14 protein-coding genes are annotated in these 14,236 nt (G+C 54.1%); 13 read left to right on the top strand and 1 reads right to left on the bottom strand.

Annotation, left to right across the window (positions count from 1 at the left end; translation table 11 throughout):
- The coding region (locus POTG_RS25150; RefSeq protein ID WP_198136197.1) for a transposase at nt 1-141 on the bottom strand (141 nt) is incomplete at its 3' end.
- Between the two features lie 505 nt (nt 142-646).
- Here POTG_RS25150 and POTG_RS12035 point away from each other — a divergent pair.
- From POTG_RS12035 to POTG_RS12095, 13 genes are all read left to right on the top strand, one after another.
- On the top strand, nt 647-1,732 hold the full coding sequence (locus POTG_RS12035; RefSeq protein ID WP_009225102.1) for a CgeB family protein: 1,086 nt from the start codon (nt 647-649) through the stop codon (nt 1,730-1,732).
- Between the two features lie 74 nt (nt 1,733-1,806).
- A complete protein-coding gene (locus POTG_RS12040; RefSeq protein WP_009225103.1) occupies nt 1,807-2,931 on the top strand; it encodes a CgeB family protein in 1,125 nt (374 codons plus the stop codon).
- 64 nt (nt 2,932-2,995) lie between these two features.
- Nucleotides 2,996-4,570, top strand: coding sequence for a glycosyltransferase family 4 protein (locus POTG_RS12045; protein ID WP_232282283.1), 1,575 nt, complete (start codon nt 2,996-2,998; stop codon nt 4,568-4,570).
- Between the two features lie 20 nt (nt 4,571-4,590).
- Nucleotides 4,591-5,682, top strand: coding sequence for a non-hydrolyzing UDP-N-acetylglucosamine 2-epimerase (gene wecB / locus POTG_RS12050; protein WP_036645207.1), 1,092 nt, complete (start codon nt 4,591-4,593; stop codon nt 5,680-5,682).
- A complete protein-coding gene (locus POTG_RS12055) occupies nt 5,675-6,661 on the top strand; it encodes a polysaccharide biosynthesis protein (protein ID WP_009225106.1) in 987 nt (328 codons plus the stop codon). Before wecB ends, POTG_RS12055 begins: the two co-directional genes overlap by 8 nt.
- A complete protein-coding gene (locus POTG_RS12060; protein ID WP_009225107.1) occupies nt 6,658-7,488 on the top strand; it encodes an SDR family oxidoreductase in 831 nt (276 codons plus the stop codon). Before POTG_RS12055 ends, POTG_RS12060 begins: the two co-directional genes overlap by 4 nt.
- Nucleotides 7,481-8,413 carry an SDR family NAD(P)-dependent oxidoreductase gene (locus tag POTG_RS12065; protein WP_009225108.1) on the top strand — a complete coding sequence of 311 codons (933 nt, stop codon included), beginning with the start codon at nt 7,481-7,483 and terminating at the stop codon, nt 8,411-8,413. The genes POTG_RS12060 and POTG_RS12065 overlap by 8 nt, the downstream gene beginning before the upstream one ends.
- Complete coding sequence (locus POTG_RS12070) at nt 8,410-9,120, top strand: glycosyltransferase (RefSeq protein ID WP_009225109.1); 711 nt, start codon at nt 8,410-8,412, stop codon at nt 9,118-9,120. Before POTG_RS12065 ends, POTG_RS12070 begins: the two co-directional genes overlap by 4 nt.
- 139 nt (nt 9,121-9,259) lie before the next feature.
- Nucleotides 9,260-9,667, top strand: a complete 408-nt coding sequence (locus tag POTG_RS12075; protein WP_009225110.1) for a hypothetical protein — start codon at nt 9,260-9,262, stop codon at nt 9,665-9,667.
- A gap of 90 nt (nt 9,668-9,757) precedes the next feature.
- A complete protein-coding gene (locus POTG_RS12080) occupies nt 9,758-10,687 on the top strand; it encodes a glycosyltransferase family protein (protein WP_009225111.1) in 930 nt (309 codons plus the stop codon).
- A 64-nt stretch (nt 10,688-10,751) separates the two neighbouring features.
- Nucleotides 10,752-12,062 carry a nucleotide sugar dehydrogenase gene (locus POTG_RS12085; RefSeq protein WP_009225112.1) on the top strand — a complete coding sequence of 437 codons (1,311 nt, stop codon included), beginning with the start codon at nt 10,752-10,754 and terminating at the stop codon, nt 12,060-12,062.
- Nucleotides 12,063-12,089: 27 nt separating this feature from the next.
- On the top strand, nt 12,090-13,076 hold the full coding sequence (locus POTG_RS12090) for a polysaccharide biosynthesis protein (RefSeq protein ID WP_009225113.1): 987 nt from the start codon (nt 12,090-12,092) through the stop codon (nt 13,074-13,076).
- Between the two features lie 17 nt (nt 13,077-13,093).
- Nucleotides 13,094-14,164 (top strand): glycosyltransferase family 2 protein, encoded by a 1,071-nt coding sequence (locus POTG_RS12095; RefSeq protein ID WP_036645151.1) that lies wholly within the window; start codon nt 13,094-13,096, stop codon nt 14,162-14,164.
- Nucleotides 14,165-14,236: the final 72 nt, after the last annotated feature.

Genomic DNA, 14,236 nt, shown 5'->3' on the forward strand with positions numbered 1-14,236 from the left:
ACGGGTGCATTCGGTATAAGCGCAGCGCGGGCAAACAAATCCGTTTGGCCACTTCATAGCGATGATCGCCTCGATGCAGTCGGCCTCACTTTGAAAACGGCTGCTGATAGATTGAAGCTCCATACTCGTAACTAATTCCATGTCCGATCCCTCCAAAACAAGAAATGGGCACATACGTTCCTCTTTTTTTCATTATACCAAACATATGTTCTATACACAACTAAAAAATCCCAAATCTCTATCAAATAAATCTGGATGTTCAGATCACTGTGCAACCTTAGTTTAATCCCGTCGATTGATTCCCCAATTCTGAACAAAAGGGATAATCGTGCAAAAAGGTAGCTAGAAGACCCTCTTCCTAGATCTCTCAATTCTGAACAAAAGGGATAATGATACAAAGAGGCGCAGCGAGAGGATCCCTATCTCGATCTCCGCATTCTGAACGAAAGGGATAATCGTGCAAAAGGGCGCGAAAAAGAGGACTAAGGGGCGCGAGGGGGGCATTAAGAGTCCGTCCCTAAAGGCGGCATTCGCCAATTTATCCGGCGGGCGGGTAGTCGTCCATGATGCACGTGTCCCCTCAGCATATATTTATTAAGACCCAGGAAACGCAAGATCGAAATCCACGAAGATAGGATGAAGGACCTTGGAGAACGTCAACGAGAATCGATACGGCGAGGCTTATCAGGCCGGATACCAGGAGGGGATCCGGTTTGGCGGATGCCAGGCTGTGCTGGAACGAATTCCGCCGGTTTCTCGGCCGAAAGTGGACCTGCGGGTGCTGTACGTGCCTCAAGGGTTCGATGCGATTGACGAAGGGGTTCAAACGGCGCTTGCGGAGCTGACGCGGGAGTGCATCGTTGCCTCACCGGAAATGATGTTGCAGGAAACCGAGCACCATCATCCCGATCTGGTGCTGGTCATGAATTCGCTGCACATCTTTCCGCCTGATCATACTGCGCAGTTGGAGCAGATCCGGAGGATGGGGATTCGGACCGCTGTTTGGTTCGTGGATGACCCTTATTTTACCGATGATACGCTCGCGCTGGCTTTAAGCTACGATGTGGTGTTTACGCACGAAATCGAATGTGTGCCGCTCTATCGCTCCCTTGGGGTGCAAAGCGTACACCACCTTCCGCTCGCTGCGAATCCGCGTCAATTTCGGCCCATTCCGGCTAAGCCGGAATATCGCTATGATGTTTGTTTTATCGGCAATGCTTTTTGGAATCGAGTCGCCTTGTTTGATCGCTTAAGCTCGTTCCTGCAGGACAAACGCGTGCTGATCGCCGGGTATCATTGGGACCGCCTGCCCCGATACGAGCAGTTGGCACGGTTCATCCGACCCGGATGGGTTCCCGTTGAGGAGACGGTTCGTTATTACAACGCCTCCAAAATCGTGCTCAACATCCATCGACCAACGCAAGCCGGCCAGGATAACCGGAACGGGAACGATACCTCAGGGAGATCGATCAATCCGCGAACCTATGAAATCGCCAGCTGCGGCGCTTTTCAAATTACGGACATCCGCGACGATTTAACCTCTTTCTACCGGCCGGGCTACGACATCGAGACGTTTCGGGATGAGGCGGAGCTGGAGGCGAAAATCCGTTACTATCTCGAGCACGACGAGGAACGGCGCTTGATCGCTTGGCGCTCGCTGTGGACGACGACGGCCGTCCATACGTATATGGACCGGGTTAGCCGCCTGCTGGCAGCAGTCACCGAAAGCTAAGAGCAGGAATCAACCGGCAAGCATCACCCTACAAGAAGCAACCGACAAGTATCAACCTATAAAGGAGTGACCTTATGTTCATGGAAGAAGCGACTGGCAATCCAACTCAACCCGTGATGAGCCCGGAGGAGCGCGGTAGAACCAACGGGTTCCGTGACGGCTACGCCGAGGGGTACCTGAGGGGAAGGGCCAGCTATATTGTCAGTCAACCGCGGCCGAAATTTCAGGTCCGCAACTTAAAAATATTATATGTCAGTTCGGGGAAAGGATTTCCTTATTCTCCGATAGACGAGGCCGTAACTTCCACGCTCCGTACGTTAACCGCGGAAGTCATCACCGCGGTGCCGGGCGATTCTATACCGGATTTGGCATCGCTGCATAAGCCGAACTTGCTGCTCGCCCTCGACGGTTTGGAGCTTCCTGTGGAGTATATCAACGCCGTGCGGGCTATGGGCATCCCGACGGCCATTTGGTTTACAGATGATCCCTATTATACGGATATGACGGTTCCGCTGAGCACTCAATATGACTACGTGTTTACCCTTGAACGAAATTGCGTTGATCTTTATCGCGCAGCCGGCTGCAGCCAAGTCCATTATTTGCCGTTTGCAACCTTTCCGGAGCATTATCGTCCGACCTTGATGCCATCCCCGCACCGCCGCAATTTAAGCTTTATCGGTTCAGCGTATTGGAACCGGGTGAACTTTCTTCAGCCTATTTTACCGGCGCTGATCGAACAAGGCTTAATGATCAACGGAATCTGGTGGGATCGGCTGCCGGAGTACCCGGCTTATGTGGACCGGATCGAGCTGGGAAAATGGATGGGCCCGGTGGAAACCGCCGAAGTGTACAGCGGTTCGAAGATCGTTCTGAATTTACATCGCTCCCCGTTTGAGGAGGATGTCAACAACAACAAAGCCGGTATAACGGCGGCGTCGCCAAATCCGCGGACGTTCGAAATTTCGGCCTGTGCAACGCTTCAATTGGTTGATTCGCGGGACGATTTGGCATCGTTCTACGTTCCCGGCGAAGAAATCGAAACCTTCTCCTCGCCGGAGGAGTTGGTCGAGAAGGTGCGTTTTTATCTGACCCATGAGGAACAAAGACGGGAAATTGCGCTGCGTGCGCTGAATCGGACCTTGCGGGATCATACCTATTCCAATCGGTTAGATCAGCTGCTAACCGTGATTTTCGGGTGAATCCTGTGAAGTGGAAGCCGGTTCCGGAGTCCCGGACAAACGCACAGGCAAAGGAGGGGCAATTGTGTCGGATAAAAAGAAGTTGCTGCTGTTCTCGCATGTGTGCAATTCCAGGAACGTAACCGGCGCGGAAAAGCTGTTGTTATTCAGCGCGAGAAAGCTGTCGGCTTATTACGACTGTACGATCGTGGTTCCAAGGCAGGGCAGTTTGTCGGTTCTGGCCAATCGTTATGGGATTCGCACTCTGCTGTGCGATAACTCGTTGCTCTACGGGATGTGTTCCCCGCACTCCGGTCTGTCTGGCGAATTCCATGCGATCGCCTGGAGCGACTCGGTGCAGCGCACGATCGGCTTGCTCCAAGAGGAGCAGCCGGATGCTGTACTGGTGAATACCAGCGTAAACGTGTCGCCGGCGATTGCTGCCAAACAGTTGGGAATTCCTGTGATTTGGCAGATTACGGAGGTCATTGCGTCCAATGAGTTTACGGCGGAAGCGGTGAATCTGATCGACAGATACAGCGATTTGATCGTTGGCATTTCCGAATCCGCGCTGCTCCCTTTCTTTGGAACGCAGGCCATGCACAAAACCGTGTTGCTCTACCCTTCGTGGAACCCGGAGGATATCCATCCCGAGCTTTGGCCGACACAACGCTGGCATCGAAGAGCGCAATGGAAGATCAAGCCGTCCGAGGTCTTGGTCGGCTATATTTCCTCTTACCTGATTCCGGAGAAAGGAGCCGATCATTTCATCGGGGCAGCGCTGAATCTGGTGCACCGGTTCCCGGCGGCCAAATTCGTCATCATCGGTGCAGAGGTTCAACCTGAGTATTACCGGAGCTTAAAGCGGGCGGTTCAGGGATCGCCGCATTCGCAGCGATTTATTTTTGTCAGTATGGAAAACCATGTGGAATCCGCCTTTAGTGCGATGGATATCGTCGTTGTTCCAGGCATTCTGCCCGAAGGGTTTGGATTAACGGCGCTCGAAGCGATGATCTTCGGTAAACCGGTTGTTGCCTATGCTTCGGGCGGATTGCGGGAAATTTTGGAGTCGACAGGCAGCGGTGCTTATTTGGTACCGACGGGAGACAGCGTCGGACTTGCGGAGAAGTGTGCAGAGCTCCTGTCTTCCATGGAAATGTCCCGCAGCGTAGGGGAAAGGAATCGAGCTCAAGTGGAGGTTGTGTTTGGCCCGGCCGCTTACGAGCTGCGGCTTCAAGGACTCGTTCAGCGCATGCAGGGGCTGTCGGGGGTTGCCGTGCCGCTGCCTGAGCCGGCCCCGACTGCTCCTTCCCCAGATGCGGCGGAGTTTCGAGGCTCTGGAGTGGGGGCAGTGCCAATTGGGAAGGCGCCGGCAGGTGCAGCGAGCCCATCCGGCCGCCGCAGACGGGTCAAATTGAAGCGAGCCAAACTTCGCAAGAGAAGATCCGGTACGGGAAGGAGCTTGACCGCCCGACGCGGCGGGAAGCGACGCGCAAGCAAGAATACCCGGCGCAGGGTGGCGCGTGCTCGTAAGAACCATCGAAGCCGCGGGACGGGGCGCGCACGGAAGATGAACCGGAATCGCCGCCCAGCCGGCCGGAGAACAGGAACTACCCGCAAGCAACGCGTGCGGAAACGCCAGAAGTCTACAAGGAGATGAGTCAGCAAGGAGATGAGACCGTGAAAATCATGACCATATTGGGGACCCGACCGGAAATCATTCGGCTCAGCCGGATCATCCCGTTGCTGGATCAGTGGGCCGAAAAACATGTACTGGTGCATACGGGGCAGAATTTTGCGGCTAGTCTCAGCGATGTTTTTTTCCAGGAGCTAGGGTTGAGACAGCCAGACTATATCTTTCAAGATCATCAAACGACGCTGGGCAGCCAGTTGGCGGCGATGTTTGGCCAGATGGAGCGGATCTTGGAGGTGGAGCGGCCTGACCGCGTGCTTCTGCTGGGGGACACCAACAGTGCGCTGTGCGCCGTACTAGCCGAGCGACTCGGCTATCCTGCGATCCACATGGAGGCGGGCAACCGCTGCTTTGACCTCGAGGTGCCCGAGGAGAAGAATCGGAAAGTCATCGATGCGGTGTCGACCATCAATATGCCGTATACTCCGCAGAGCAAAGCCCATTTGCTGGCGGAGGGGGTGCCAAGCAACCGCATCGTGCTGACCGGCAATCCGATTTACGAAGTGATGAAGTTCTACGAGCCGCAGATTGAGGCGAGCGACATCCTGCAACGGCTGGGGCTGAAAGAAGGGGATTATTATCTCGTGACCGCCCATCGGGCGGAGAACGTCGACCGCCCGGCCTCCCTGCACGCCATTATGGAGGGGCTGAACCGGGTCGCGGAAGCGTCGTCTAAACGGTTGATTTGCAGCATTCACCCCCGGACGAGATCGCGGATTGAACGTGATTTGAAGCTGGAAATGCATCCACTGGTGGAATTTCACGAGCCGTTTGGTTTCTTCGACTTCGTGAAGCTGGAGAAGCATGCGATATGCGTGTTGACGGACAGCGGTACCGTGCAGGAAGAATGCTGCATCATGCAGGTGCCTACGGTAACGATTCGCCGTACAACGGAGCGGCCGGAGACCGTGGATTGCGGCAGCAACGTCGTATCCGGCGTAGACGCCGGCAGAATCGCCGAAGCGGCGAAGCTGATGGCCGGCATGGAGCGTTTGTGGCCTTGTCCTGAAGGTTATCTGGAGGAGAAGGTATCGCAAAAAGTGGTCAAATTCGTGCTTGGGGGGAAGTTGAATGTTTAAAGATCAAGTCATTCTCGTCACCGGGGGGACCGGTTCCTGGGGTTACGAGCTGATCCGCCAGCTCCTCCCTCAAGACCCGAAGGAGATCATCATTTACTCCCGTGGAGAAGCGGCGCAAGTTGCGATGAGCCGCACCTTTAACGACGAGCGCCTGACGTTCCGAATCGGCGATATCCGCGACAAGGAAGCTTTGGTCGCGGCCTGCCAGAACGTGGACATCGTCTTCCATCTGGCTGCTTTGAAGCACGTGCCCATCTGCGAGGAGCAACCTGCCGAAGCGCTGAAAACCAATGTGGTTGGCACCCAAAACGTTATTGAAGCCGCCATTAAAAACAAAGTGAAAAAAGTCCTTTATATCTCTACGGACAAAGCGTCGAACCCGTCTAACTTTTACGGCATGACCAAGGCCATCGGTGAAAAGCTGGTCGTTTACGCCAACCTGATCCAGGATGAAACCCGATTTGTATGCATCCGGGGCGGCAACGTGCTGGGCACCAACGGCAGCGTGATCCATTTGTTCAAGCAGCAGATCCGTGAGCAGAAGCGGGTAAAGATCACCGATTTGGAAATGACCCGATTTTTCCTGACGATGCCGGAAGCGATCCAGCTTCTGTTTAAGGCTTCTCGGGAGAGCATCGGCGGGGAGATTTTCGTCATGCTGATGCCAACCTGCCGGATTATCGACCTGGCGGAAGTGCTGATTGAAGCTTCGGGCATACCCGATGTGTCGATCGAGGTGACGGGTATACGCCCTGGGGAACGGATTCACGAGCTGCTGCTCAGTGAATATGAAAGCCGGTCGACCGTGGTATACGACAAGGAGTATCTGGTCATCATGCCTGCGCTCGAGATCGTGGGTCTGAGAGATCGTTACGGCCATTTGCCGCTTGTTCCCTACGGCGAGTTGAGTTCGGAGCATGAGCTGATGAGCAAGGAGGAGATCCGCATCATGCTGGATAAAGGAGGATTTCTCTCATGAAATTGCTAATCCTAGGGGGCCATGGGATGGCCGGTCATGTATTGGTACGGCATTTTCGCGAGAAGGGAGGCTACCAGGTGTTCTATACCTCACGTGACCCTGGTGACCGGGACTCGCTGATATTGGATGCCGGAGATATCGTCGCCGTCGATCAGGCGGTGCAGTTAGTTCGTCCAGATGTCATTATTAACGCGGTTGGGGTGCTTAATCAATTTGCCGACCGGGACAAAATTATGGCTTATCATATCAACGGATTTCTGCCCCACCGGCTGCGCCATTTGGCTGACAAAATCAATGCGCGTCTGATTCATATCAGTACTGACTGTGTCTTCCGCGGCGACCGCGGCAGCTACCGGGAGGATGATCAGCCCGATGGTGTTACGACGTACGCCTTAACGAAGGCGCTCGGGGAAATACGGGACGCAGGACATCTGACGATCCGCACCTCCATTATCGGACCGGAAATTCGCCGTCACGGGATCGGACTCTTTCATTGGTTTATGAGTCAGAAAGGCAAGGTGTCCGGGTACCGCCAGGTCAAATGGAACGGCGTGACAACGATCCAGCTTGCCAAGACGATCGAATTGCTGCTGGACCGTCCCGTGTCCGGGTTGATCCATTTAGCGCATCCAGAGGTCGTCAACAAGTATGAGATGCTACAGATGTTTCAAGAAATTTTGGGGAAAACCGACGTTGAGATCGAACCGGATGACGGCCCTAACCTCGACCGTACGCTGGTAAACACCCGTCCGGACGCGGCGGTCCCCCTTCCCTCGTTCCGTCAGATGCTGGAGGAAATGGCGGAATGGATGAAACAGCATGGGTGACCGGGGGACGGTTCTGATTACAGGAGCCGGCGGTTTTACCGGACGCCATGCTTGCCAACGTTTTGCCGCCAAGGGATACCGGGTTTTCGCTTTGGTCAGGAAGGAAGCCGGATTGCCTGCAAACGAGAAGGTAGCGTACATCCCATGTGATTTGACTGACAGGGCAGGGGTCAAACAGGCCATCGAGCGGACCCGGCCGCAGTACGTGCTGCACCTGGGCGGTAAAAACTCCGTCCCGGATTCCTGGGCTGAGCCCATCCTTTATATGGAAAGTAATGTCATGACGACCCTATACCTGCTGGACGCGTTGTATTCCTGCGGTTTGGGGGATACCCGTATTCTCGTTGCCGGCTCACGGCTCAAATTCGGACTGGATCGACCGCTTCGACCCACTCACCCTTATGGGTTAAGCAAAACTTTGCAAGAGGCGTCCGCGTTGGCCTGGGGTAAGCTGTTCCATCTTGGCGTGTTGATCGCAGAACCGGGCAATTTGATTGGAGCCGGCCCGTCAACGGGGATTTGCTCTCTGCTCGCCCGGCATATCGTCCGGCTGGAGCGCGGGGAGTCCCCTCCCCCCTTCCAGTTGTCTGCGGCGGATGCTAGGCGCGACTTCCTCGACGTGAGCGACGCGGTAGACGCTTATGAAATGCTGCTGCGCCAAGGGGAGATCGGCGAGGTGTATCCGGTCTGCTCCGGGCGGGAGCGAAGCTTGGCCGAGCTGGTGGAGGACTTCGCGCAGCTAACAACTGTAACGGATATGAGGATCCAAGCGGGTCCTCCATCCGCAAACGGAGCGGTATCCCATGCCGAGCCGCCCCTTCCCCAGGCGCTCTGGGACTTGGGGTGGCGGGCTAGCGTGGCCTGGGAACAATCGCTGCTGGACATTCTGGACTATTTTCGCAAAGAGGGGGCCGAATCGTCATGAATCCGCGCGTTAGTATCATTATTCCTTTCTATAACTGTCCCTATATTGAACAGGCGGTGCAAAGTGCACTGAGTCAAACGTATCCGCATACGGAGATTATCGTTGTGGATGACGGTTCGACTGTCCACGCCGAGCGGCTCGCGCCTTACCGCGGTCATATCTATTATTTGGGCAAGGCGAATGGGGGAACGGCCTCTGCGCTGAACCACGGTATCCGACACGCTTCCGGGGAGTATATCGCGTGGCTTAGCTCGGACGATCTGTTTGCGCCTCAGAAAGTCGAAATGCAATTAAGTTTCATGCTGGGGCAAGGCGCTGAAATTTCCCATACCAATTTCCACTACATCGATGAGCATGGCCGAATCACTCAATACAATGCCGGCATGCAACCCCTGGGGATGCGAGAGCTGGCGAACACGTTGTACAGCGGCAACCCGATTAACGGATGTACTGTCATGATGAGACGCAGCTTGATTGAGCGCGTGGGACTGTTTGATGAAGGCCTGCCGTACACTCACGACTACGATCTGTGGCATCGAGTAATGCTCTCTCGTACGGCTTTTCCTTATTTGAACGTCCCGCTCATTTCCTACCGGCGCCATTCGGGGATGGGGACGCTGCGCCATCAAGCGGCGATCTCGGCGGAGATCCGGTTCATCCAGAATCGTTACCGGGATGCGCTGACCCATCTTATCGCGACTTCTTAACGATTCAAGCGGACCGGGCCAAGATATCGACGAATCCTAAAGAGACAAAATAAGCGGTTATCTTGATAAAGATGTCTATACCAAAACCTTCATCGGTTCATAACCTGTACTAGATTACAAGAAGGTGGTGATTTAAAAGATGGGTGTCTTTCTTGATGCCAGAAGCTCCGTGAACTCCAACCAGCCCGGATTCCCCGGAACTCCGCTCACAGATACTCCTGCATTGTTCGGGATTATCGGCCTGCAAACGCAGAACGTTCCGAATCCGATTGTTTTGCTGTCGGGTACTATCGGAATTCTGGGAGACGTCGGCGATACGTTTACGATTGAGATCGTTCGCGGTGCAACGTACGTTCCAGCCAATGTCATCTTTACCCTCGACGGCGGCGTTAGCAGCGCCGCTTCCACAGAAGTCACGTCTTTCGTAGCCGCCGACCTTCAGGCTCCGGCTGCTCCGGAAACCGTTTATACGTCCTTTATCTCTGGAGCAACAACGGCAGTCCGAAACGGTCCAGAATCATTTGTAGGCATTGCCCAACAGGGTTAGGTTGTACCCAGAAAGCCTGCCTCGGGGTGACCCGGGCAGGTTTTCTGCTAAACGAAGGATATAAGCTCCGATAGAAAAGGATTTGAAGGAATGAAGCGGCTAAAGATTTTGTTCGTAACGAAGGATTTCAGTCGATATTTGGAACGGAATTTTCACTACATGCAGTTGGAACTGCGAAAATATGCCGATTTGGCCTTGGATCATCAGGGCGGAGAGGTACGGGCCATTCTCCGGCGAGCTCCCTTTCAGCCCGATTTTGTTCTGTTTAACGATCGGTTTCATGCCTCTTATTGCCCTCCAGTTGAGGGGCTGGAACATTTGAAGTTACCTTGGGGCATGATCATGCATGATCTGCATGCCAAAGTCGAGCAGCGACGAGAGTTCCTGCGGCGTTACCCCTCTGCCACCATCTTTGTGATGTATCGGCAAGCGTTCCGGGAGCGGTATCCCGAGTTCAAGGGCCGTCTTTATTGGCTGCCCCATTTTGTAGAACCTACCGTGTTCAGGGATTATCGACGCCGGAAAAACATCAACGTTCTGCTTATGGGGGCAACTAACCCGAAGGTATACCCGTTGCGCCATAAGATGAAAACGGCTTTGACCGGATATCCCGGCTTTGTATGTCACAGCCATCCCGGCTATACGGACTTCGAATCCGATGCCCAGGCGCTTGTAGCGCGAGGCTTTGCGCTTGAAGTGAACCGATCCAAGATCTTCCTGACTTGCGATTCCAAATTCCATTATCCGCTTCGCAAATATTTTGAGGTACTCGCTTGCAACACGCTGCTGCTCGCTCCCGAGAACGCTGATCTACGCGCGCTTGGGTTCAGGTCCGGCGTACATTATGTGGCCGTGTCGGAGCGGGATTTTCTCGCCAAAATTCATTTCTATTTGCATCCAAGCAACGAATCGCTGCGGGCGAAGATCAGCGGTCAAGGGTATGAGTTCGTCCGGGAGAAACATACGACCTCCGTTCGTACTCTGCAGCTCCTTCAAATGATCCGTTCCATCGTCGGTTAAAAATACACGAAAGTGAGCGCGAGGCACGTCCTTACGGTCAAACTTCAAGCGAAAGGGGAGATGGATGTTGTCACGAATCATTGCCATCGTCGGTATGGGATATGTTGGTCTTCCTTTGGCCGAAACGTATCTAGACCAGGGTTTTCGCGTCATCGGCATCGACAAGGACGAAAAGAAATTACAGCTTTTGCAACAGGGACGAAGTTACATCGCTGACGTTCCCGATGAGAAAATCAAACGATATACCTATGCGCAGCAATTGACGGTATCTCCGGACTTCGCCGAGATCGCAAGCGCAGAAGCAATCATTATTTGCGTGCCGACTCCGTTGACGGAACAGTATGTGCCGGACTTGACCTATCTGGTCGATGCCGCAGAAAACATCGGGAAGCATCTTAAGCCCGGGCAGTTGGTCGCATTGGAAAGCTCTACTTACCCCGGAACCACCCGGGAAGTGATTTTGCCGCTGTTGCAAAAAAGCGGTCTACACCTGGGGACGGAGTTTTTTGTGGGCTTTTCACCGGAACGGGTGAATCCCGGAAGCCGCCGTTACTCCCTGAGAGATATTCCTAAGATCGTCAGCGGGATTACCGCTGCTTGCGCGGATCGGATGGAGGAGCTTTATCGTGCGGGCTTTCGCACCGTGGTGCGGGTATCCTCGACGGAAACGGCTGAGATGGCGAAACTGCTGGAAAACACCTTTCGTTTCGTGAACATTTCTTTCATCAATGAGTTTGCTTTGCTCTGCGATCAAATGGGAATCAACGTTTGGGAAGTGGTGGAGGCGGCCTCTTCCAAGCCGTTTGGCTTTAAGGCGTTTTATCCCGGCCCCGGCGTAGGCGGACATTGCATCCCGGTGGATCCGATCTATCTGCAATGGAAAGCACAGCAGTTAGGGATGGAAAGCTCATTTATCGAGATCAGCTCGCGGATTAACCGCGACATGCCAGGGTACATCGTGTCCAGGCTGCAGGAAGAATTGAACGGTAGCTCTCTTGCCGGTAAGCGGATTTTGGTGCTCGGAATTACGTTTAAAGAGGATGTCGCCGATATCCGCGAATCGAGCGTGCTTGAGCTGATTCGGCTGCTCATGGCCGCTGGTGCAATAGTCGATTATCACGATCCGTTGATTCCAGAAGTGGAGATCAGCGGAATCAAGCTGTATTCGGTGGAGTTGACAGCGGAGCGCTTAGCCTCCTCGGACGGCGTGGTGATCGCCGTCCGTCACCGCGGATTGCCGCTGGAGGATGTCGTGAAGCACGCGCCATTTGTATTCGATACGCGAAATGCGGCCGCCGGTATACAAGGCAAAGCGCGGATCGTTACGCTGGGGGGCGGAAAATCAGGATCCGCTCAAAACGGAATTTCCCGATGAATCTAGTTACGAAAGGAAGGTATATAGATGTTCAGAGACAAGACCGTGTTAATTACCGGGGGGACCGGATCCTGGGGGAAAAGGCTGACAAGGAGACTGCTGCAAGAGGGACCGCGGGAAATCCGCATTTTCTCGAGAAACGAATACGCTCAGGTCTTAATGCAGCGGGAATTTAGCGGGCACGCCTCAATGCGGTATCTGATCGGTGATGTCCGTGATTACGCGGCGGTGGAAGCGGCGAGTAAGGGAGTGGATTATGTCTTCCATCTGGCAGCTTTAAAACATGTGCCGGTTTGCGAATTCCAGCCGGAAGAAGCGCTCAAGACCAATGTGCTCGGAACGGAAAACATCATTCAGGCGAGCATCGCGAATAAGGTCATCAAGGTGATCGACGTGTCCACCGACAAAGCGGTGGATCCGACAAATACGTACGGGATGACCAAAGCGATCGGGGAGAAGCTGATGATTCGTGCGAACGATTTAAGCGAGCATACCCGGTTCACTTGTATCCGCGGGGGGAACGTGCTTGGGACGAACGGCAGCGTGGTTCCACTGTTCATCAACCAGCTGCGGGACGGGAAAGACTTAACGATTACCGCCCGGGAGATGACGCGCTTCTTCCTGACCTTATCCCAGGCGATCGATCTTCTGCTTAAAGCAGCCACGACAGCCATCGGGGGCGAAACGTTCGTGATGAAAATGAAGGCCTGCCGCATCATCGATATTGCTGAGGTGCTTGCGGAGCATTATGTCGGACATCACGTCCCGGTGCAGGAAATCGGCATTCGGCCTGGAGAGAAGCTGCATGAGGTGCTGGTCTCTCGGTACGAAGCTCCCTATACGCTCAAATATAGCGATCAATATTACGTCATTCTTCCTCCCAGCTCCAAGGAGCTCATTGCCCATTATTCCAGCTTGCCTCGCGAACTGTTCTCTGAATACAATTCCAATGCGTCTTTGCTTGATAAAGCCGAAGTGACTGAGCTGCTGCGGGAGGGAGGGTTCCTGAACTGATCACGATAAGTTTATGTATGATTGTCAAAAATGAAGAAGCCCGTTTGCCTGTATGTCTAAAGTCCGTCGCGGATTTGGCGGACGAAATCGTGATCGTGGATACGGGATCAACCGACCGCACGAAGGAGGTGGCCGCGGAATTCGGGGCCAAGGTGTACGAGTTCGCCTGGCGGGAGGATTTTGCGGCCGCGCGGAATTTCAGTTTTTCTTTGGCAACCTGTGAATACATTCTCTGGATGGATGCTGACGATGTATTCACCGAACCCAACCGCGCCAAGCTCCTTCGGTTAAAGCAAGAATTGAGTTCTGACATCGACGCGGTCCTGATGAATTATGTGCTCCACGAGGAGGAGCAGACCGGAGCACCGCTGGCCTTCACTCGGCGGAACCGATTGGTCAAACGGAGCCGGAATTACCGCTGGATTGGCATCGTACACGAATACCTGGATGTCGCGGACGGGAAACAGCTGCTGACGGATATTGCTGTGACCCATCGCGGAACCGGGAGCCATTCCGGACGGAATCTAAAGATCATCGAGCATCATTTGGCTTCCGGCGGCGTACTGCAAGGACGCCTGCGTTTCCACTTTGCATGCGAGCTGGCAGATGCCGGTCGATATGAGGAAGCCGTACCGCATTTTGCGGAGTTCCTCCTCGATCCGAAGGCAAACCGGGATGATCTGATTCTAGCTTGCGCCCGTTTAGCGGATTGCTATGGTTTTTTGGGACGCGAGCGACAAAAACTGGAGACGCTGCTGCGATCCCTCCAATTTCATACTCCAAGTTCGGAAATTTGCTGTGCTATCGGCAACTGCATGGAGGATCGGCAAGAATGGGCGATGGCAATCTATTGGTACGGTCAGGCGATACAGAATGCCAATGTTGGCAGTTGGACAGCGATCGTTCATTCAGCGTCCCGGACATGGTTGCCGCATAGCCGGTTATGTTTGTGTTATGCGCAGCTCGGCCATTTACGTCAGGCTTATGAGCATAACCGGGAGGCGCTTCGCTATTTGCCCGAGGATCCGGGCCTCCTTGAAAATGAGAAGAAGCTGAAGTTGGCTTTGGAAACGGCGTCTACCTCATAGGCGGTTCCCCAATAGTATATGCATTTTGCAGAAAAATTGCCGACAAAAGAACCTCCAGATCACTGGAGGTTC

Origin of the sequence: Paenibacillus sp. oral taxon 786 str. D14 (assembly GCF_000159955.1) — a bacterium.
GTDB classification, from domain to species: Bacteria; Bacillota; Bacilli; order Paenibacillales; family Paenibacillaceae; genus Fontibacillus; species Fontibacillus phoenicis.

What these genes read in the sequence shown, in the direction of transcription:
- POTG_RS12080 (WP_009225111.1), top strand. Translation starts at nt 9,758, where the DNA reads ATGAAGCGGCTAAAGATTTTGTTCGTAACGAAGGATTTCAGTCGATAT.
- POTG_RS12095 (WP_036645151.1), top strand. Translation starts at nt 13,094, where the DNA reads ATGATTGTCAAAAATGAAGAAGCCCGTTTGCCTGTATGTCTAAAGTCC.
- POTG_RS12060 (WP_009225107.1), top strand. Translation starts at nt 6,658, where the DNA reads ATGAAATTGCTAATCCTAGGGGGCCATGGGATGGCCGGTCATGTATTG.
- POTG_RS12040 (WP_009225103.1), top strand. Translation starts at nt 1,807, where the DNA reads ATGTTCATGGAAGAAGCGACTGGCAATCCAACTCAACCCGTGATGAGC.
- POTG_RS12055 (WP_009225106.1), top strand. Translation starts at nt 5,675, where the DNA reads ATGTTTAAAGATCAAGTCATTCTCGTCACCGGGGGGACCGGTTCCTGG.
- POTG_RS12070 (WP_009225109.1), top strand. Translation starts at nt 8,410, where the DNA reads ATGAATCCGCGCGTTAGTATCATTATTCCTTTCTATAACTGTCCCTAT.
- POTG_RS12075 (WP_009225110.1), top strand. Translation starts at nt 9,260, where the DNA reads ATGGGTGTCTTTCTTGATGCCAGAAGCTCCGTGAACTCCAACCAGCCC.
- POTG_RS12090 (WP_009225113.1), top strand. Translation starts at nt 12,090, where the DNA reads ATGTTCAGAGACAAGACCGTGTTAATTACCGGGGGGACCGGATCCTGG.
- POTG_RS12065 (WP_009225108.1), top strand. Translation starts at nt 7,481, where the DNA reads ATGGGTGACCGGGGGACGGTTCTGATTACAGGAGCCGGCGGTTTTACC.
- POTG_RS12085 (WP_009225112.1), top strand. Translation starts at nt 10,752, where the DNA reads ATGTTGTCACGAATCATTGCCATCGTCGGTATGGGATATGTTGGTCTT.